Source organism: Halomonas cupida (genome assembly GCF_900142755.1).
Taxonomy (GTDB): Bacteria; Pseudomonadota; Gammaproteobacteria; order Pseudomonadales; family Halomonadaceae; genus Halomonas; species Halomonas cupida.
This window is the reverse complement of the sequence record NZ_FRCA01000011.1, coordinates 67,328-87,340: the sequence shown is the minus strand read 5'-3', so window position 1 is coordinate 87,340 and position 20,013 is coordinate 67,328. Positions and strand designations below refer to the sequence as shown.

Genomic DNA, 20,013 nt, shown 5'->3' with positions numbered 1-20,013 from the left:
GATCAGGTTCCTCCGTGGCTGGCCGCCTGCTCGAACTGGCGACGCCAGCGGCTGGCAACACCCTCTGGTTCGGCCGGACCATAGAGGGCTCTGTCGTGCCCGCCGTACCATGCCCAGAGTTGATCGCCGAAGTCGAAATGCCACCACTCGCTGGGTAGGTTGGTGAACCCCTGGGCGAGCATGTTGTGATAGAGCAGGCGCCGATTGTCACGCGCGCTGATCTGATTCGGTGTGAGGTCGAGACGGCCTTCGAAGGCGGCGGTGTGGGAAGTAGCGGTTGCCTCATCGAATACCGATCCCATCTCCAGCGGCAGGCCGTCGGCATCGCAGAGGGTGACATCCACCGCGCCACCGGTCAGGTGTGGGCTGGGAGCATTGGCATCGGTGCTCGGCAGGGAAACGAACTCGCGAGTGCGCTCGAGCAGTTCGTCGTCACTGATGCCGGGGTGGGTCTCACGGATGGTTTCCGACAGCGTCTCGAACAGATACTGCTGTACCCGCCAGGGACGCCAGCCATCCAGCACCAACAGTGTCAGGCCAGCAGGTAGGGCGCGGGCCACCGCCAGTAGACGCCGATAGACTTCCTCTCGGACATGACATTCATTGACGGCACCGGGAATCTCCATTCGTGCGTAGGCTGGGTACACGCGCACTGGCGGTGGCGCCAGACTCATCGGCACCAGCGACTCTTCGCGCGCCTCGATGGGAATCCGGCTCAATTGCGTCCAACTCGGCTCGGGGTGTTGGGGAATGGCCTGCTGGCGCAGGTCGGCGGTGGAACTTCGGGGCATGGTGGTTATCCCAGCAGGTTGGGCAGCCACAGGGTCAGCTGTGGGATCAGGATCAGTACGATCAACACCAGCAGTGCCGTCACCACAAAGGGCCAGATGGTGCGAAACAGGGCGGTGATCTCGAGGCGGCTGACCGCGGCGGCGACGAACACACAGGCGCCCATGGGCGGCGTGATCAGGGCAATGGTGATATTGAGGGTAATGATGACACCCAGGTGTACCGGGTCAATGCCTGCCATCATCGCCACCGGGGAGAAAATCGGCGTCAGCAGCATCAGGGCCGATACTTCCTCCATGAACATGCCAGTGACGAAGGTGATGAGACTGAGCAGCAACAGCACCACCACCGGTTGAGCGATCCAGGGAGCCAGCAGTTCGACGAACTGGTTGGGGACCTGGGCATAGGACAACAACCAACTGACGGTGCTGGAGGCAGCCATGATCACGAAGATCGCTGTGGTCAGGCGTGTTGTGTCGACGATGGCGCGCCATATCCCGCTGCCACGCAGTGAGCCCACGACGATGCCATAGAGCGCTACATATAGCGCAGTCAGCGCACCGGACTCGGTTGGGGTGACCACGCCCATGACGATACCGGCAACAATGATGAATGGAGCAACCAGCGCCGGGAGAGCCTGCCAACCGGTCTCGGCAAGTTGTCTGACGCTGGGCATGCTGCCCTGTTTCGGTAGCTGGTGGCGCCTGGCGTAGATCGCATTCATGGCCATGAAGGCCACGCCCAGCACCAGGCCGGGAATCACCCCCGCGAGGAACAGGTCGCCGACCGAGGTGTTGGTCAATGATGCATAGAGAATCATGAAGATGCTGGGTGGAATGATCGGCCCTATCAATGAACTGCCGGCGGTCAGGCCTGCCGCAAAGGCGGTAGAGTAGCCTTCCTTGCGCATGGCAGGAACCAGCAGTGAACCCAGCGCCGAGGTGTCGGCCACCGCCGAGCCGTTGACACCGGCAAAGAAGACGCTCGACACCACATTGACGTGCCCCATGCCACCGCGCAGATGACCGACCAGTAATCTGGCAAAAGCCATCAAGCGATCGGTCAGCCGGCTGGCGTTCATCAGGTTGCCGGCCAGAATGAACAGTGGGATGGCCATCAAGGAGTAGGCATCGATTCCGCCGAAGAACTGCTGTGGCATCATGCGCGGGACCATGCTGGGGTCGACAAACAGGAAGCCGACTACAGCGGTGGCCAACAGGGCAATGAACAGCGGTAACCCGAGCAGCACATGGATCATGAAGACGGCGAGCATGGCGAGAGTCATGAACGGTCGTCCTCTACAGCGCTTTCCTCGAGAGTCGGCAGGGGGCGGGGGCCATGGCAGGCCGCCATCAGGGTCAGCAACGCGAAACCGACCGGTACCGACATGACCGGTATCGAGCGACTGATGCCCAGTCCCTGACTGGTGAACATGGCCACTGACTGGGCGTATTGATAGCTGAACCAGGCGCCGAACGCCGTTAGCGTCAGAGTCAAAAGCCACTGATACCAGAACAGTGCGGTACGCAGCGATTCGGGCAGCAGTCGTTCGACCAGCGCGACTCGCATGTGCCGCCCCTCGATCCATACCGTGCCCATCGCCAGCATCACGCAGCCGATGATCAGAAAGCGTGCCAGTTCATCGGTCCAGATCGGTGCTCCACCGGCGATATAGCGCATGAACACGCCATACAGCATGGCCACCAGATCAACGGCCAGCAGCAGGCTCGCCAGCCCGAGACTGAGCTGGCGGATGCGTTCAACCATCAGTCGATGGTGCTTTTGCTGTGCTGTACCTCATAGCCGGCGTCGCTGAGCGCCGTGTCGATGAACTGCTGTTCGATGTTCTGGTCGAGCAGCCAGTCGAGGTAGGCGGGTTGTGCCTGTACGCGAAAGGCTTCCCGTTGTTCCGGCGTCGGACGGATAACCTCCATGCCCTGCTCCTCGAGGAAGGCAATGCGCTCATTGACCCTGGTCTCGTTATACTCCCGGGCCATCTGATTGGCTTCGGCCACGGCCTCGTGGAAGGCAGCAAGGGTCTGGTCATCCCAGCTGTGGATCATGGTCGTGTTGCCGACCAGAAACTGATCCGAGTACTGGATATTGGCCAGTGTCAGATAACCCTGCACCTCGTAGAGGCTACCAAGAATGATGTACATCGGCGGATTCATCTGGCCGTCGGCAACACCGGTCTTGAGCGCCATGTAGACCTCGGTCCAGGGGATCGGCGTACCGGAGGCACCGAACGCCTCGTACAGTGCTACCTGACTGGGGTCCATGGCACGGAAGCGCAGCCCATCGAAGTCCTCGGGGGAGGCTATCGGGCGCTTGTTGTTGGTGAAGGCGAGGAAGCCACCTTCCTCGACCACTGCGAGCATCTCCAACCCGGCTCGGCCCCGCAGTTCATCACTGACGGCTTGCCAGTACGCGCCTTCATCGAAGAAGCGGCGCGCCGATACGAAGTCATCAAACAGGAACGGGATCGCGCTGACAAACACCTCTGGCACGATCGGTGACATACCAGCGAAGGAGGCGATGTTCAGACTCGGCGTTGTCATGGTCTGTTCCATCCGTTCCTGCTCTTCGCCCAGCATGCTGTTGGGGTAGAGCTCCAGCTCGAGCTCGCCACCGGTCTTCTCTGCCACCAGGCGCTGGAGATTGGTGGCGAACACATGGACGGCGTTCTTCTCCGGGTCCGGGGCTCCGTTGTAGCTCAGGTTAATGGTGGTAGCCGCCTGAGCCGACGAGGCCAGGGAGGTGAGAGCAATGGCAGAAGCCAATAGGAAGGGGCGAAGAACCGTCATCAGTGTCTCCCGAGGAGTAGCCTTGTTCTTGAACGTATACATCTGGATGGATGGTTGCCGCCGGACGCCACCTCTCACTGGACTGCATCCGCGGGCGCCTGACGTACATCTATGCAGCATAGCTCATGTATGGCACATGCCTGTGGCTGGCGTGTCATGCTGACAAGCGTAGTGGATGGATCCGCTGACGACGAATGTAAAACCGCAGGGAGAGTGACGTGAAAACCTTTGAAATTCATGAGCACCCGGATCTCGGGCTGAAAGCAGTGAAGGACGGCTGGTCCTGGCCTGGATTCTTCTTCGGCCTGTTCTGGTTGTTGTACAAGACCATGTGGCTGGCCGCAACAGTGGTGGGTGGGGTGGGTATCGTGGTGTTTTTCCTGCCTCCGGAGTACGCCATGGTAAGCAATGTGGTGGGACTGATGGTTAGCCTGGTGCTGGGCATCAATGGCAACGGCATGTACGCCAATGTGCTGGCCAGCCGAGGTTTTCAGTGCCACGACGTGGTTGAAGCTTCGAATCCCGGTCAGGCCCTGGCGTTCTACAGCCAACGTCGGGATCAGGGGATTACCCAACCGCCGGGGGCCTCTCAAATGGCCGAAAACCCTCGGCTGGTAGAAAACTCGCCAATGGCGGAAAACCTTCAGCAAGGCGAGGGCCTGCAACTGGACCAGGGGCCTCGCGCTTTCTCCAGCGGCAACCCACAGCAAGAGGGAACTGACGGGCGTACAGGGCGGGATGGCAGCGGCTCCGGCAAGCTCGAAGCCTGAGCCGCGAGCGAGACCAGGCTATTGAGGCATGTTTCCGCTGGGTTGTCGGGAAGGTTCGAGAATCTCTCGTGCCAACTGGCGCCCAGCGGGGGTCAGCTTGAGTTGGCTACCCTGTTGCACGATCAGTTGCTTGTGGCAAGCCCGTTCCACGACCTGCTGCGCACGGCTGTCGGCCCAGCGCAGATGGTCACGCAACGCCTGAGTGACATTCTCCACGGCCTGTTCAGGGCCATCCTCGTGATTGAACAGATGCACGGCCAGGGTTCGACTGTCATTCAGCGCTCGCTGATGACGACGTTGGTACCATAACGCGAGCATGCCGTGGCGTGGACCGAACAGGAAGGCGAGGGCAAGGAAACCCCCGGTCATGACGGCCATCATGCCGCCAATCGAGACATCCCACAGTACCGCCAACTGATAGCCGAGGATGCTTGAGGCAATCGAGATCAGAATGCCGTAGAGGAACATACGCTCAAGACGATCAGTGAGCAGCCAGGCGGCGGATGGCGGTACGATCACGAAGGCCACAAACAGTACTGCACCCACCGCATCAAAGGCCGCTACGGCGGTACCGCTGGTCAGCAGCAACAACGCATAGAAGAGTACACCCGGAGCGAAACCCAGCGCCCTGGCAAGGGCGGCATCGAAGGTGGCCAGCTTCAGCTCCTTGTAGAACACCAGGATGAAGATCGCGTTGACCAGGGTCATTCCGCTCATGGTCAACAGCGCACGAGGCACTTCCACCCCGCTAATGTTGAGCGTATCCAGCCAGATGAAGCCGATCTCGCCGAGCAGCACGGTGTGAGCATCGACATGGACATCATTGGCGTACAGATTGATCAGCAGGATGCCGAGAGAAAACAGTACTGGGAACACCAGACCGATGGCGGCATCCTTCTTGACTCGCTGGGTATTGACCAGCAGTTCGGTGAGGAACACCGTCAGCAACCCGGTCAACGCGGCGCCGAGAATCTGCCATGGGCCGCTGGACTGGTGGGTCAGCAGCCAGACAACAACAATGCCGAAGACGATAGAGTGACCGATGGCGTCTGACAGCATGCTGCTGCCACGCAGCACGAGGAAGGTGCCGACCAGGCTGGAGGCGATCCCCACCAAGGCCCCAACCAACATGATCATCAGATCGATATCGTTGAAGATGGCCGCGATCATGATGCCGCCTCCTCGGCAGGATAACGAAGCAGGCGCTCGGCTTCGTCGATACCGCTATCGGTCAGTACCCATTGCGGCGCGCTGACTGGCTCGCCAGGCGGTGGCGTCTGGAGTCTCACCCAGTCACGGTCTGCCAGACGTTGCAGAGCGTTGCGGGTGTTGGTGCCATGATAGATGTCGATCATGCCCTGGTCGAAGCGATAGCTGCGATCTTCATGCTGGCAGGCAACATGATAGAGCGTGGTCAGCACTTTCTGGTGGCGCAGTGCGCGGCGATCGCTGCGTAGCTTGAGGATTTCCCATACGAAACCGCGTCCCGGGGCCAACAGCAGCGAAATGATCACGACCACCGAGAGGCTGAGAATGATCAGTGGCCCGGTGGCCAGCCCCGGCCCCAATGCACTGATGACCGCACCGCAGACCCCGCCGAAGATGCCGAACAGGGCAGCGAGTATCACCATGTGTTCGAGCCGGTGCGTCCATTGCCGGGCGGCGACGGCGGGGGCAATGATCATCGCCGCCATCAGCACGACGCCAACCATCTGCAGCCCTACCACAACGGCCAGCGCAATCATCACGGTCAGCACCGCCTCCAGCAGCACCACCGGCATGCCGATGCAGGCAGCGTACTGAGGATCGAAGGACACCAGCTTGAATTCCTTCCACAGCGCAGTGACCAACAGCATGGCGATGGCAGTGACGCCAGCCATGATCCACAGATCACTGCGCAGCGTTGCAGCTGCCTGCCCGAACAGGAAGGCATCGAGGCCCCCCTGGGAAGCGTTGTTGCTGCCCTGGATATGAGTCAGCAGTACCACACCGATGGCGAAGAAGACGCTCAGGGTGATGCCCAGAGCAGCATCGGTCTTGAGGCGACTCATGCGTGTCAGCCACAGCATGGCCAGCGCTGCGAGAGCTCCGGTAAACAGGGCGCCGGCCAGTAGGCTGCCGAGATGGCGTCCGCCAGACATGATGAAGCCCAGACAGATGCCGGGGAGTGCTGCGTGAGACAGCGTATCCCCCAGCAGGCTCTGCTTGCGCAGCACTGCGAAACTGCCGAGAACGCCACTGACCAGTCCAAGCAGGGCCGCACCGATGGCCACGTTCTGCAGGGTATAGTCGCTCAGCCATTCAGCAGGACTCATTGCAGCGACTCCGATTCCAGCGTCGCCGCATCGGAAACACGAGTCGAGTCCGTGACATTGTCGAGCAGGGCAATCTGGCCACCGTAGGCGCGGCGCAGGTGCTCGGCAGTGTAGATATCCTCCACTCGGCCCTGGGCAATGACCCGCACGTTGAGAATCAGCATCCAGTCGAAGTAGCTGCGTACCGTCTGCAGGTCGTGATGGACAACGATCACGGTCTTGCCCTGGTCACGCAGACGGCGAAGGATCTCGACGATGGCGCGCTCGGTGGTAGCATCGACGCCGGCCATGGGTTCGTCGAGGAAATAGACATCCGCCTGCTGTACCAGAGCACGGGCCAGAAACACTCGCTGCTGTTGGCCGCCGGACAACTGACTGATCTGCCGTTCGGCAAATTCCTGCATCCCGACCAGGGTCAGCGCCTCCCGAGCCTGATGGCGCTCACGGCTGCCCGGTCTGCGCAGCCAGCCCAGGCGCCCATACAGCCCCATCATCACCACATCCAATGCAGTGGTCGGGAAATCCCAGTCGACACTCGAGCGTTGCGGCACATAACCGACACGGCGACGAGCCTTGCGATAGGGGAGACCGTGCAGGGTGACGTGTCCTGCCACGCTGGGCACCAGGCCAAGGATGCTCTTGATCAGAGTGCTCTTGCCGGCGCCGTTGGGCCCGACAATTGCAGCCATCACACCGGGGGGCACATCGAGGTCGATATCCCACAACACCGGCTTGCCGTGGTAGCTGACCGTCAGGTCCTCGACATGCAGTGCGAGGTCGGGTTCGTGGAGCAGCTCTGTCATGGGAAGGCTCCGCAGGTCGGTGTTGAGAGAAAGTCACTCAGTGTGGTTATTGGCCGCTATCGGCGTATCGAAGTCCAGGTGCCAACGGGAGGCCCAGCCCTGCAGTGGCTCGGGTAGGGGCGAGACCTTGCCGCCCAGAGCCTCGACGATGTGCCGGGTGTTGGCCACCAGCATGCCGATGTAGGTACCATCGGCTGTATCGGGGGCGCCCATGGCATCGGAGTAGAGTTGGCCTCCTATGGCCACTTGCTGGCCGCGACTGGCCGCTGCATCGATCACTGCCTGTACCGTACGTGGATTGATGGTGCTTTCGACAAACATGGCGGGGACCTCTCGTTCCACCACCAGGTCCACGGTACGTCGAATATCGCCGACCCCGGTTTCTGTGGCCGTTGACATACCCTGGATACCGCTCACCTCAATGCCATAGGCACGGCCGAAGTAGTTGAAGGCATCGTGGGCGGTGACCAGAATCCGCTGGCGCTCGGGGATCGTGGCGATACTGGTGCGAATCCACCCATCCAGGGCTTCGAGCTGGGCCTCATAGTCTGCCTGGCGTGTCTGAATGGCATCACGGCATTGCGGACGCTGATCGGCCAGTACTTTTGCCACCGCCGGAACGGTCTGCGCCCATAGCCCGGCATCCATCCACAGGTGGGGGTCGATACCATAGGCATCCTGGCTGTGGATAAGTTGCGTTTCATCAATGGCCTGCTCGGAGATGGCTGTAGTGGGCTTGATCCGAGCGAAGCGCTCCAGTACCTCACCCAACTGGCCTTCCAGCGAATAGCCACTGAACAGGATCAGGTCAGCCTCATTGAGCTCATGCACATCGCGAGCACTGGCCTGGTAAAGGTGGGGGTCGACACCGGGGCCCATCATGGTGGTGGTGGCGACACAATCTCCTCCCACCTGACTGACCACGTCTCCAAGCATCCCGACAGTGACCATGGTCTTGAGCGGCGAGGTGTCATCTGCCCAGCTCATGTGGCTGAACATCATGGCTGTCAGAGTGGCCAACAGGGCTGTGGGAAGGCGCATGCATCATCTCCTGGCATCAGTCTCCACGAGCGGACTGCCTGCCTGATACGAACAGGTCGGGATGGTGGATTCTGTCATCTTGCTATCATTTATAGTCTAGGCTAAGTTTCGCGCCGAAAAGGTTCCCGGGTCAAGTGCCCATATGCTATGGGAGCGATTGAGTCGAGCTATGTTGATGAGCTACGAGCTACGAGCTACGAGCTACGAGCTACGAGCTACGAGCTACGAGCTGGCCCATGTTCGTTCCCGACGAACATGGGCACTTCCCACATCCCTGTGGGTCGGCTATTCGTGTTCCCTGCACTGCGGGTCGGCTATTCGTGTTCCCGACACGAACACGCACTTCCCACATCCCTGTGGGTCGCGCGCTATGAGTGATCAGGTTTCGAGAAAGCGTTCGAAAGCGGCGAGGGTCTCGGCACTGACGTGGTGCTCGATGCCTTCAGCGTCGACACGAGCGGTCTCGGCATCAATGCCCAGCTTGATCAGGAAGGCCTCGACAATGCGATGGCGCTGGCGGCTGGCGTCGGCCAGGGCTTCCCCCTGCTCGGTGAGGAATACGCCGCGATAGGGGCGCTTGATGATCAGGCCTTCTTCATCGAGGCGTTTGAGCATCTTGGCCACGGTAGGCTGGGCGACGCCAAGACGGCGGGCAATGTCGGTCTGACGTGCTTCTCCGGCATCTGCAATGAGGTCGGATATCAGTTCCACATAGTCTTCGATCAGCTCGGTGCGGCGAGCATCGCGTGCCTTGCGGAAGCCCTCGACGTGACTTTCCGGAGAAATCAGCGAGGCGCGCTGTTGTGCATCTTGATTGGCAGATTCGGACATGGGCTCGATGTTACCTCATAACAGAACGTCCATCTTGCCAACTGCAGCGACCAATGCAAGCTCAGCGTTGTGGTCAAGGCTGTGAAAGCGGGTTTTCACAGGCCTGCTGGTCCGCCGATTCGGCAAAGGACAGGAACCGGCCCAAAGGCAATGCAGGTGCGTAGAAGAATCCCTGAAACTGGCTGCAACCCAGCTCGATCAGGCGCTGCTGCTGAGGGAGTGTCTCCACGCCTTCAGCAATGACATCAAGCTGCAGTGTCTGTGCCAGTGCAATGATGGTCTGGGCGATGGGGGCGGCCTGTGGGTCTTCGGTGAGATCATGGACGAAGCTGACGTCGATCTTCAGCACGTCCAACGGCAGGCGCTTGAGGTAGGCCAGGGAGGAGTAGCCGGTACCGAAATCATCAATGGCAAGGCGAACTCCCAGTTTGCGCAAGCGGGACAGCGTATCGATCACCGGCCATGAGTCCTCCAGCATCAATGATTCGGTCAGCTCCAGAGTCAGTCGACCGGCGGGTGCACCGCTGTCGGTGAGCACCTGCTCGACACGCTCGACAAAGCCGAGGTGCTGGAACTCGCGCACACTGACATTGAGTGACAGATGCCAGTTCCGGCGCTGTGGATGGTGTTGCCAGTCGGCCAGTAGACTGCAGACCTGGTTGAGCATCCAGTGGCCTATCTCGATGATCTGGCCGGTTTCCTCTGCCAGGCGAATGAAGGCATTGGGCGCAATGATGCCCCTCTCCGGATGCTGCCAGCGCACCAGTGCCTCTCCACCCATCATCCGTCGCCGAGTGTCGACCTGGGGCTGAATATGGATGCGCAGCTGTTCGCCATGAATGGCTTCATGTAGCTGTCGTTCCATGCGTAGTCGAGCGTTGAGCCGGTCCACCATGCACGACTCAAAGGCTCTGGGGCGCTGGTCGCCCTCGCACTTGCTTTCGAGCAGCGCCAGTCCGGCGCGTTTGAGCAGTTCGTCGACGCCGAGGTCACGCCCGTAATAAAGCAGGTAGCCAGCACTGATCCTGCAGGACAGGCGCTGGCCAGCGAGCGCATAGTCACCGTTGAGGGCCTCGAGGAGACGCGTTGTCTTGTCGAGCGCCACGGCTTCCGCTTTGGCAGGCTCGCTTGATAACCCTCCGTACAACAGCGCGAACTCGTTGCTGCTCAAGCGTGCGAGGTCGGCCGACTCGCGGGCCCAGGAGCGGAGACGATCGCTGACAGCCTTGAGCAGTCGATCTCCCATGGCCTGGCCGTAACGGTCATTGATGGTCTTGAAGCTATCGATGTCGACCAGCATCAGCATGACATGATGCTGATTGTCGTTGCTGGCCTCCTGCAGGGCATGGATTCGTTCCTTCAGAGCGCGGCGGTTGGGTAGTCCAGTCAAGGCATCATGGTAGGCCTGATGACGAATCTGGCGCTGTGCATCGTAGTGAGCGGAAGTATCGGTGAGCGTTGCCACGAAGTGCTCGGCCGCCGTGCCACGGGCGCGAACACGATTGATGCTCAGGTGGGCTGGAAACCGGTGCCCCAGCCGGTGGCGAACTTCGACATCGCCCAGCCAGGCATTGTGTTCGCGAAGGCTGCGCAGAACTTCGCTGCGGTGATGGCTGAAACGCAGCACGCGACTCAAACTCAGCATGGAGAGCCCCAACAGATCCGAATGGCGTACCCCGGTGAGCGCCTCGAAGGCGTGATTGCACATTACCAGCCGCGCCTTGTGGTCAAGCAGCGCCACGCCATCGTGCATGGACTCGATGATATCGATCAACTGGGTGCGGGATGCCTGGTCGCGCTGGACACTGCTCAATTGGTAGCGGTCAAACAGCACTGAACTCAGCATGCCGACGGCGAATATTGCCGTGGTCGCGGACAGCAAAACCGACAGAAGGGAACTTATATCATTGGTGGAGGGCGTGCCGAGGGGAGCATCGGCGAGGACCCTGACACTGCTGGCGGCGGTGACGTGAATGATGCCTAGCGCTATGGCTGCGATAGAGCCCATGATCAAGCTGCGACTGCGGATGCCACCGATGATCGGTAGAGACCGTGTGTAGTGCAGGCTGTGGATGATGCTCATACCCAGGACCAGGGCTACCCCCATTGCTAGACTGGCATTTGTAGTAGCGATGGCCAGCTCGGCAGGGGCTTCGATCGAGATCGAGAACTGGCCGAGGTAATGCATGGCCAGAACGGCGAGTCCGAATGCCAGGCCTGCCAGGCTACGCCACAGGACTGACTTGCCGGGTCGAGCCATCGAGTACTGGTAGATCAGCCCCGCCGTGATGGCGGGCACCAGTGACGCCAGTACCAGCTGCGGACGGTATTCAACGGCAAAGGGCCAGGCGCTGGTCAGCATTCCGGTAAGGCACATGTTCCAGGCCCCCAGTGCAATGACCAGGGCGCCTCCCGGCCACCACCTCCGACGTTGATACAGGCGTGTGGTGGACAGCCTCTCACCAACGGCGGTTCCGGTGTACACCGCCATGAATGTGATCAGACAGGCCAGTAGTGTGACACCGTTGATCTGCTCGAGCTGAACGGCGAGGGCTGTATGAGGGGAAGTAATGAACAGTGACGACATCCAGCTTCGCTCGGTGTTGACGACCAGGACTCTCGGTCGGAAGGCCCAGTTATCTCAACATAGTTGATGAATCTTGAATACTACATAGTGGACGAGCAGCCAACGATAATGGAAGAGCACTGGGTGCAGAATGGTTCATGCAGGCCTCGCGGTGGGTACAGAGAGGAGGCGAGACGCAGGAAAGACGAGTTGAAGGCAGAGGATTATCGGGGGGACTTCGGTCATCGGGGTACTTTTCGGCCATCGGAACACCTGGGCCGAAGTACCCCGATGGCCGGAGTATCCGTTGCTGGGATGATTACTGAAGGAACTGCATGCTGAGTCCCATGACGACCTGCCAGTCCGGTGCTGGCCCTTCCTCTGCCACGGAGACCTGGGGTTCGAAAGTGAAGTTGTAGACAGTCTTGCCCTGACGCACGATATGCCCGAAGCCCAGCGCCACGGGCACGCTGTAGTTGTCGTTCTCGAAGTTATAGCTCCAGATCGGTGCGCCGCGCAGATAATTGCCGTTGCCCAACTGGTAATAGGCAAAGGGCTGAAAGGTTGCCACATTGACGTTCTCGCGATCATCATCGCCGGCAAAGCTATGCTGCCAGCCGGCCAGATAACCGTACTGGAATTTCGGTGACTCGGCGTTGAACAGCACGTTGACCAGACCGGCGGACCACTTCTCGCTGCCCAGTTCATCCTCACTCGCGGTAGGGGCGGTGATCTGCGGCCCAACGCCGAAACTGACGGATGAACTGCCGGTATCGAAGAGATAGGAGGCGAAGGAGTTGAGGTCGCCGAGCCCGGTTTCCGTGTGCTGACCGGGGGCCGTAGGGTAGCTGTTGATCGGTAGGGATGTCCGCAGTAGCCAGCGTGAGTCACCCAGCGAGAATGGTGTGGCATAGCGGAGCCAGAACTGGTTGGCTGTCTCATCGGAGTCGTTGATGTCACCGATGTAGTAGTTCTGCAGGCTGAAGGCGCGCATATTGGCCAGCGGGTTGTTGGCCTGGGCGGCGTGGTCATCGACAGCCAGTACGCTTGTGGCCGTTAGTAAGCCGGCCATCAGGACGACAAGCTGCGCAAGAGAGACGGTTTTCTTCATAAGGCACCTGTGATGAGCCGGAAAGCGACAATACAGTTTGCCTGTTTCCTGGCCTGGCCAACGGTGCTCTCTAGCCCATCGTAGGTACCATGGGTCAACCCCTGTTGCCTGCTCTGGTTGCTGTCTTCGCCCGCGTTCAGGGCTGTCCTGTTACCGGCACTATGAAGAAAAGGTCTTTTCGGTCAAATTGTTATTGGTGAGCACAGCCTTCATGCTCGGTCAGTAGTAAAATATTGGCCCGCTAATTAATTGTGCGATACTTCTCCAGGCGGGTGAGGAAATCCCTCCTTGCCGATTGCTTCGCTACCGCTTGTGCTCCTGGGCCATGGGTTGGCAATAGCGCAGGAACGGTTACTGGAACTGCATGTTGAGACCGAAGAAGATTTGCCAGTCCGGTTGGCCTGCGCCTTCATCGGCTACCGAGAACTGTGGCTCGACAAAGAGGTTGTAGACCGTCTTGCCCTGATGAAAGACCTGGCCGGCTCCCACGCCCAGAGGGACGCTGTAATTGTCATTCTCGAGGTTGTAGGCCCAGATCGGAGCGGATCGTAGATAGGTGCCACCACCCAGTTGATAGAAGGCAAAGGGCTGGAAGGCGGCGAGCTCGACATCCTCCCGATCGTCCTCACCGGCAAAGCTCTGCTGCCAGGAGAGCAGGTAGCCGTACTGGAACCTTGGTGACTCGGCGTTGAACAGCACATTCACCAGCCCAGCCGACCACTTTTCGCTACCGACCTCATCCCTGGTTGCCGTCGGTGCCGTGATCTGAGGACCAAAGCCGAAGCTGACCGCGGGGTTGCCGGTATCGAACAGGTAAGAGGTGAAGACATTGAGATCGCCGATACCGGTTCTGGTATCACCGGAGGGTGATGTCGGGTAGCTGTTGACGGGAAGGGAGGCACGCATCAGCCAGTTGGATTTGCCCAGCGAGAACGGTGCTGCGTAGCGGAACCAGAACTGGTTGGCACTCTCGTCGGACTCGGTGAGATCACCGATGTAGTAGTTCTGCAGATTGAAGGCGGTCATGTTGGCCAGCGGGTTGTTGGCCTGGGCGGAGGACCCGGTATCGCCCTGAGCCAGGGCATGGCCGCTGACGAGGCTGCTGCCGAGCAATGCAGTGGCGATAATAGTTCGTGATGCCTGTTGCATGAATACCCCCTGTGCCAACCTATAAGGCTAGTTTCTGCAGACCCTGACACGACTGCTGCCCTGGTTTGGAAACAGCAGTCGTGTCGCGACTCGTCAGAAGTGGAACGAGTAGGCGAGCAGCGGACCGTAATAGGTGGCTTCATCAAGCATGTCGGTATCGCTGTCGAGTTCCCAGGTCATATAGCGATAGCCCGCGCTGACTGTATGTTGGCCAAAGCGATAGGCAACGGCGCCATAGGCCTGCCAGGTCAGATCGGAGCCACCGCCGCCAACATCGACGTTGAAGGGAAACGACCAGTTCTGATCAACGTTGTATTCACCGCGCAGACCGACCACCACATCGGTCTGGCTTTCGTCGAGCTCGTTGCGATGGGAAATGCCGGCATCATCAACGTCGAACTTCAGGGTGGCCTCGAAATCGGAATAACGCAGTCCCCCGGTGCCATACAGCTGCAGGTTGGGGCTGTTGACCAGGCGGTAGCCGACATAACCGGTGGCGATGGTCGAGAAGCTATTGAAGTCAACGTCGGAGGAAACACTACTGCCACTACCGGGAACCGGAATGTCTGGTGTGTCGTTACCACCGATATCGGCATAGACCACATCAAGGCCGTATAACCATTCGTTACGACGATGCTCGAGGTTGGCCTCGAAAGCGTAGTCGAAGTTCTCGAGGACGGTTTCGCTGTCGACTTCTACTTCGCTGCCGTTGTTGAACCCCCAGGTGACATTGGTGATCCACAGATAGATGCTGGCAGTGGTCCTTGGTTGCTCCGTCGATGCTGCCCCGGAGCTCTGTTGGGCAAAGGCCGATGAGCTGCACAGAAGTGCCCCTCCCAGCAGCAGGGTCAGGCAGGGAAGAGTACGGCAGGGGTGGTGTACCGCACGATCTCTGGTAGTCATTGGGTTGAATCCTTGTCTGCAGGTGACGATAGCTCATGGCCGACTGTGCGGGCACCTTGTGTGGCCGTTCCAGTCAGCGGGGTCTGGCCCGTCCAGGCGCCCGGGAACCTCGGCGACCACTCCGCTGTCCTATCAAGGTGTCAATACAGCGGATAGTCTGTGGATTCGTGCCTGGCGCATCGCCCGAAGCACCGAACGTTTCCCCCTGTCACTGTCTACTGGCGATATGGACGAGAACTGCATAGTTTGCCTGTTTCACGATACCGCCGATGCTGCCCTGTATCTCTTTGTAGGTAGAGGGGGGACCACGTCAGCGTGAACGTCGTTGTCCGCGTCTGCTCCCTGTTCCTCCAGCCCCCGGCATTGACACACCAGCAGCCCTGCCATCCCGTGGGCTGTGGAACATGCGCTTACCTCGCAAGGCTGCGGCAAAGTATCTCGTCAGTGTAGACGCGGATACCTCTACTGTGCGGATTTGAGCATATGAGGTGCGCCGAAAGTTGTTATGTAGGAAATCGCTGAAATAGTGATATGCAACCTGTATTCCTTTGACAAAAAAAGGAAAAACAGCAATAAGCATTCTTCGTTCACCACTGCGCCAGTGATGATAAGTCGGTGGCCGGCCAATGGAAGAGAGATGCAATGAAGAAGACAGTTCTGGTTGGAACAGTGCTGAGTGCTGTGCTGCTGGCGGGTTGCAATGCCAGTCAGGAAGCTCAGACCAATGACACCAGCATCGGCATGCCCAACCCGGCGGCGGTGCACTGCGAAAGCAAGGGCGGTACGCACGAGATCAAGAAGACCGACGCAGGGGAGACGGGAACCTGTCACCTGCCGGACGGCACTTCCGTCGACGCCTGGCAACTGTATCGTGACGATATGGGCCAGCAGCAGTAAGCCACTGTTCGCTCATGCTCCATTCGGCGGAAGGCTACTGTGACGAGCCTTCTGCTGTAGTTGTAGTTCAAATAGTTGTAGCTCAATCCTTCAGCAGAACATCCTCGAAGGAAAAAGCCGGTCGACAGCTCGATGTCAACGAGAGTGTCTCGTCGTCACTCCCATTCACGGCGACACTATCGCCACACATCGCTGTGTCGCAGTCCTGGTCGGAATTCGGTCCAACCACTGCGCCTCCCGTGGGGCGCAGTGGTGGTAATGGAATGAGCCGGATCAGAGCTCGTACACAGTGTCCCCGGCAATCCAGGTGGAGAGTACCTGGGTGTCGGGGATTGCCTCGGGGTCATCACGTATGATGTCGCGATCAATGACGATGAAGTCAGCCCACTGTCCCGGCAATAGGCTACCCAGCGCCTGCTCCTGGTGAGCCGCGTAGGCAGCATCGGCGGTAAAGCTGCGCAGGGCTTCGGCCATGGTCAACTTCTGACCGGGCAGCCAGCCGCCGGGAGGCTGATTGTCACGGTCCTCGCGAGTCACTGCCGCGTGCAGTCCATAGAAGGGATTGGCTGGCTCCACCGGGAAGTCCGAGCCACCGGCAATGCGACTGCCGCTGTCGAGAAAGTAGCGCCAGGCATAGGCACCTGCGAGCCGCTTCTCTCCGAGGCGATCACCGGCCATGTTCTTGTCGCTGGTGGCATGGGTGGGTTGCATGGAGGGAATCACACCGCTTTCGGCGAAGCGTGGGATGTCCTCGAGTGTGGCCACTTGAGCGTGTTCGATGCGGTGGCGTAGCTCGCGACTCTGGGGCTGTGCGTCCAACTGCTCTGCATAGATATCCAGCGCAATATTGTTGGCTCGGTCCCCGATGGCATGCATATTGGCCTGAAAGCCATGTTCGGCTGCCTGAGCTACCAGCGCGGCCAGTTCCTCGCGAGTCTGGAGCATCAGCCCACGGGAGTCCGGGCGGTCATGATAGTGCTCGATGAGTGCGGCGCCTCGGCTGCCCAGGGCACCATCGGCGAATATCTTGATGCTGCGGATATCCAGCCAGTCCTGCGGATCATCGACGATACCCCGGGACAACAGGGTGTCGAGCTCCGGGTCGGTCGAGGCGATCATCGGATATAGCCGTACTCCGAGGCTGCCTTCGTCGGCGCGTTGCTGGAAGTACGCCAGCTCTGCGGCGCTTGAACCAGCGATATGGACCTGGGTCAGCCCCAGTGCCTGGATATGGGACACCGCGGCATCATAGGCGCGAGCCATCTCCGCCGGGTTGCGCTCGGGGATATGGTCAGTGATCAGCGACTCGGCGTTGTCGATGAAGACCCCCGTTGGATTGCCGTTTTCATCGCGCAGGATCTCGCCACCTTCCGGCGCAGTGCTGTCGGCGTTGATGCCGGCCAGCTCCATGGCCCGGGAGTTGACCCAGATGGCGTGTCCATCAACACGCTGAAGGATGACCGGCCGCTCCGCGATCACTGCATCAAGGTCACTGGCGGTCGGGAACTCTTTGCCCTCCCACAGCACCTGGTTCCAGCCACGGCCGCGAACCCAGGGCAGGTCGGGATTCTCGGCGGCGAAGTCGGCTACGGCGGTAGCGCTTTCCTGAGCTGAGCCCAGGTCACGGACATCAACCTCCAATAACCCATAACCCAGACCGAGAAGGTGAGTGTGGGCATCGATCAGGCCCGGCAGCAATGTCTTGCCGGCCAGGTCCAGGCTGCGGTCTGCTTGCGGGTGCTGGTCGGCGAGATCGTCCCCGCCTCTGGCCACGACCTTGCCATCTTCCACATAAAGGCTGCTGAAACTCTCGAGTTGGCGCTGTTCATTGAAGCCGTAGCCATTGGCGCCGGTCACCAGCAGGCTGTCGGCCTGGGCGTTCACTGCTGCAATGGACAGTGCCAGAGCAGTGAGGCCGATCAATGGCCGGCGCAGGCCAGTGGTGAAGCGAGGTGGTTGCAGCGCGACAGGTGAAGAGGGAATCCTTGTCATGGGGAAAGTCCTTGTCATTGTTCATCAGCGGTCAGTACCGGACTGATGGCATTTATTGTGAGTCTTTGCCTGTGCTGTTCGGTCTCTTCCTGCTGTACGGAGTGAAGAGTCTGAACAGCAGAATCGAGAATGCCGGTTCAATGACAAATAGTCGAGATCGACCTCTGGCCCGAAGAGTGATCCGGCCATTACTGGTTGACGACGCGAGTGGTCCTCTGCTGCCGAGTCCACTTGCCTTCCTTCTTGTCGATGTACTGGAAATATTCGTTGGTGAAGGACCCCTGAATGCAGGCCGCTCTGTTGGAAATGGTGGCGGTCTCCACCGATGCAGGTGTCTTGCGCATGGCGCCTGGTCCCGTCATGTCAAAGACACCCAGGTCCTCGTTCTGCTTGATGTTGTCGACGACGGTCTCGATGATCTTCGCAATGGCGGGATCATCTGGCTGGGCGGCCAGAAAGTAGTTCGACAACTGGCCTTTTCTGGTCAGGATGAACAACCGGCCATGTCGCTTGATGATCGCGCTGAGCGGCCATACAGCATGGGCGTCAATATCCATGTAGATACCTCCCTCTCTGTGGATGACCAGCAGGCGCCACAGGTCTGCCTGCGCTGCACCGATCTGTAGCCTGCAATAGCAGTCAATAATCTCGGCTGAGAAATGCTCCCTGATGTAGTCGAGCCGGTCCTCTGTACTCATGAAGCGGTAGTCGAAATCCCACCCCATCAGTCTGTTGGCCAGGTAGTTCATGTAGACGGGAAGTGTGACCCTGTCGGTGTAGTTGGTCTGCCACAGGATCCGTGGGATTTCCGAGGTGTCATTGCTGGTTCTTCGTATCGGACCTGCATGACGAGGGATCTGGAAACGCTTGTGGGGCAGGGCAGCGTGAAAGGCATAGGAGAATGCCTTCACCAGATTGCCGATGATGCGAAGGAGTCGTCCTGAGATAAGCCTGTGAGTGTATGTCATGAGCGTGTTTCTTCGGTCGCTACCGCACAGCCTCGGGAGCAGTCAGGTCTGGTGCTACTCGTTACCTGATTCCATGCCATGAAGCCGGTGGTGGCAGTTGACGATGAGAAATGGCTTCCGTACCGACGGGAATGATGCAGGCAGAAACATGAATGACAGATGAAAATGGGATTCATGGAAGTGAAAACCCTCTCTGGCAGCATACAGACGGATACAGGGCAAAGACGTGGGTATCGTCATACGTGTGTCATCCTCCACAATGGGGCACGGAGGCACTCCGCCTGCCACACCTGGCTACACAAGTAACGACCGGGCCGGGCGACGTTCATACAAGGAACAGGAAGGCATATGTTGAAGCTGAAGTATTACTCGATGATGACTTGCATGGCGCTGGGACTGTTGACTGGCCCGGTCATGGCCGAGGATGAGAGCAGCACCTATGGCTGGATCGAGAAGGTGACCATCGAGCCGTCCTGGGGGCCGGAGGTCAAGGCCAAACTCGATACCGGAGCGCTGACTTCCTCCATGCAGGCGGAAGACATCGAGGAGTTCCAGAAGGATGGAGAAGACTGGGTTCGCTTCGAGGTGGAAGTCGAGGATGAGGCCAGCGGTGAAGTCGTATCGAAGACCTTCGAGCGAGAGATCAAACGCAACCTGATCCTGAGCGGTGCTGGTGGTGAAGACCGGCGCCCGGCCGTGTTGATGACGGTCTGCCTGGGCGGAGAATACTATGAAGAGCAGTTCAGCCTCAGGGATCGCGACGGCTTGATCTACCCGGTACTGCTGGGACGCCGCGCCATTCAGGACCTGGGCCCGGTAGACGTGACCCGCACCTTCACCCAGGACGCCGACTGTGGCGAGGATGCCCCAGTGCACAGTTATGAGGACAAGGAGTACGACGAGGATATTGGGGTTTAGTGGTATCCCTGAACGTTGTAGCAAACTCTGACTCCCCCTGTTGCTCCGCAACGAAAGAAGCCACCCTGTTCAGGTGGCTTCAGTCGGATATGGGTGGAGGCGGCGGGGATCGAACTCTGGTTCTGTGGAAAGCGCCGACACTCGCCCTTGGTGCCC

Annotated in this window: 18 protein-coding genes; 3 read left to right on the top strand and 15 right to left on the bottom strand. The window is 59.5% G+C overall.

Features of this window, described 5'->3' with window-relative positions; translation table 11 throughout:
- Nucleotides 1-2: 2 nt before the first annotated feature.
- The 4 genes from BUE38_RS18070 to dctP are packed head-to-tail and all read right to left on the bottom strand — an operon-like array spanning nucleotide 3 to nucleotide 3,593.
- The gene (locus BUE38_RS18070; protein ID WP_174788053.1) at nucleotides 3-791 is read right to left on the bottom strand and encodes a M15 family metallopeptidase; all 789 of its coding nucleotides are present in this window, start codon (nucleotides 789-791) and stop codon (nucleotides 3-5) included.
- A gap of 5 nt (nucleotides 792-796) precedes the next feature.
- Nucleotides 797-2,074: a TRAP transporter large permease gene (locus tag BUE38_RS18065; RefSeq protein WP_073436635.1), complete on the bottom strand. Its 1,278-nt coding sequence runs from the start codon at nucleotides 2,072-2,074 to the stop codon at nucleotides 797-799.
- The gene (locus BUE38_RS18060) at nucleotides 2,071-2,556 is read right to left on the bottom strand and encodes a TRAP transporter small permease (protein ID WP_073436634.1); all 486 of its coding nucleotides are present in this window, start codon (nucleotides 2,554-2,556) and stop codon (nucleotides 2,071-2,073) included. Before BUE38_RS18060 ends, BUE38_RS18065 begins: the two co-directional genes overlap by 4 nt.
- Nucleotides 2,556-3,593 (bottom strand): TRAP transporter substrate-binding protein DctP, encoded by a 1,038-nt coding sequence (gene dctP, locus BUE38_RS18055; RefSeq protein ID WP_073436633.1) that lies wholly within the window; start codon nucleotides 3,591-3,593, stop codon nucleotides 2,556-2,558. Before dctP ends, BUE38_RS18060 begins: the two co-directional genes overlap by 1 nt.
- 218 nt (nucleotides 3,594-3,811) lie before the next feature.
- On the opposite strand from dctP, the gene BUE38_RS18050 reads away from it, so the two are divergent.
- Nucleotides 3,812-4,363 carry a DUF2628 domain-containing protein gene (locus BUE38_RS18050; protein WP_073436632.1) on the top strand — a complete coding sequence of 184 codons (552 nt, stop codon included), beginning with the start codon at nucleotides 3,812-3,814 and terminating at the stop codon, nucleotides 4,361-4,363.
- Between the two features lie 18 nt (nucleotides 4,364-4,381).
- On the opposite strand, the gene BUE38_RS18045 is transcribed toward BUE38_RS18050, so the two are convergent.
- The 9 genes from BUE38_RS18045 to BUE38_RS18005 form a co-directional block, all read right to left on the bottom strand.
- Nucleotides 4,382-5,533, bottom strand: a complete 1,152-nt coding sequence (locus BUE38_RS18045) for a metal ABC transporter permease (RefSeq protein WP_073436631.1) — start codon at nucleotides 5,531-5,533, stop codon at nucleotides 4,382-4,384.
- Nucleotides 5,530-6,678 (bottom strand): metal ABC transporter permease, encoded by a 1,149-nt coding sequence (locus tag BUE38_RS18040; protein ID WP_073436630.1) that lies wholly within the window; start codon nucleotides 6,676-6,678, stop codon nucleotides 5,530-5,532. The genes BUE38_RS18045 and BUE38_RS18040 overlap by 4 nt, the downstream gene beginning before the upstream one ends.
- Nucleotides 6,675-7,481: a metal ABC transporter ATP-binding protein gene (locus BUE38_RS18035; RefSeq protein ID WP_073436629.1), complete on the bottom strand. Its 807-nt coding sequence runs from the start codon at nucleotides 7,479-7,481 to the stop codon at nucleotides 6,675-6,677. Before BUE38_RS18035 ends, BUE38_RS18040 begins: the two co-directional genes overlap by 4 nt.
- Before the next feature lie 33 nt (nucleotides 7,482-7,514).
- On the bottom strand, nucleotides 7,515-8,522 hold the full coding sequence (locus tag BUE38_RS18030; protein WP_073436628.1) for a metal ABC transporter solute-binding protein, Zn/Mn family: 1,008 nt from the start codon (nucleotides 8,520-8,522) through the stop codon (nucleotides 7,515-7,517).
- A gap of 378 nt (nucleotides 8,523-8,900) precedes the next feature.
- A complete protein-coding gene (mntR, locus tag BUE38_RS18025) occupies nucleotides 8,901-9,353 on the bottom strand; it encodes a manganese-binding transcriptional regulator MntR (RefSeq protein WP_073436627.1) in 453 nt (150 codons plus the stop codon).
- A 73-nt stretch (nucleotides 9,354-9,426) separates the two neighbouring features.
- Nucleotides 9,427-11,940: a putative bifunctional diguanylate cyclase/phosphodiesterase gene (locus BUE38_RS18020; RefSeq protein WP_073436626.1), complete on the bottom strand. Its 2,514-nt coding sequence runs from the start codon at nucleotides 11,938-11,940 to the stop codon at nucleotides 9,427-9,429.
- Between the two features lie 298 nt (nucleotides 11,941-12,238).
- Complete coding sequence (locus BUE38_RS18015) at nucleotides 12,239-13,030, bottom strand: hypothetical protein (RefSeq protein WP_073436625.1); 792 nt, start codon at nucleotides 13,028-13,030, stop codon at nucleotides 12,239-12,241.
- A 351-nt stretch (nucleotides 13,031-13,381) separates the two neighbouring features.
- Entirely contained in the window at nucleotides 13,382-14,179 is a 798-nt protein-coding gene (locus tag BUE38_RS18010; protein WP_073436624.1) for a hypothetical protein, read from the bottom strand.
- Nucleotides 14,180-14,272: 93 nt separating this feature from the next.
- Nucleotides 14,273-15,082, bottom strand: coding sequence for an outer membrane beta-barrel protein (locus tag BUE38_RS18005; protein WP_073436623.1), 810 nt, complete (start codon nucleotides 15,080-15,082; stop codon nucleotides 14,273-14,275).
- A 642-nt stretch (nucleotides 15,083-15,724) separates the two neighbouring features.
- On the opposite strand from BUE38_RS18005, the gene BUE38_RS18000 reads away from it, so the two are divergent.
- Entirely contained in the window at nucleotides 15,725-15,979 is a 255-nt protein-coding gene (locus tag BUE38_RS18000) for a putative hemolysin (RefSeq protein WP_073436622.1), read from the top strand.
- Nucleotides 15,980-16,252: 273 nt separating this feature from the next.
- Here the strand turns inward: BUE38_RS18000 and BUE38_RS17995 are convergent, their stop codons facing one another.
- Together BUE38_RS17995 and BUE38_RS17990 are read right to left on the bottom strand one after the other, a co-directional pair.
- Entirely contained in the window at nucleotides 16,253-17,971 is a 1,719-nt protein-coding gene (locus tag BUE38_RS17995; protein WP_084542029.1) for an amidohydrolase, read from the bottom strand.
- Between the two features lie 188 nt (nucleotides 17,972-18,159).
- Nucleotides 18,160-18,939, bottom strand: coding sequence for a glycosyltransferase family 32 protein (locus BUE38_RS17990; protein ID WP_073436621.1), 780 nt, complete (start codon nucleotides 18,937-18,939; stop codon nucleotides 18,160-18,162).
- Nucleotides 18,940-19,287: 348 nt separating this feature from the next.
- Between BUE38_RS17990 and rloA3 the strand changes: the two genes are divergently transcribed.
- The gene (rloA3, locus tag BUE38_RS17985; RefSeq protein ID WP_073436620.1) at nucleotides 19,288-19,857 is read left to right on the top strand and encodes a retropepsin-like aspartic peptidase RloA3; all 570 of its coding nucleotides are present in this window, start codon (nucleotides 19,288-19,290) and stop codon (nucleotides 19,855-19,857) included.
- Nucleotides 19,858-20,013: the final 156 nt, after the last annotated feature.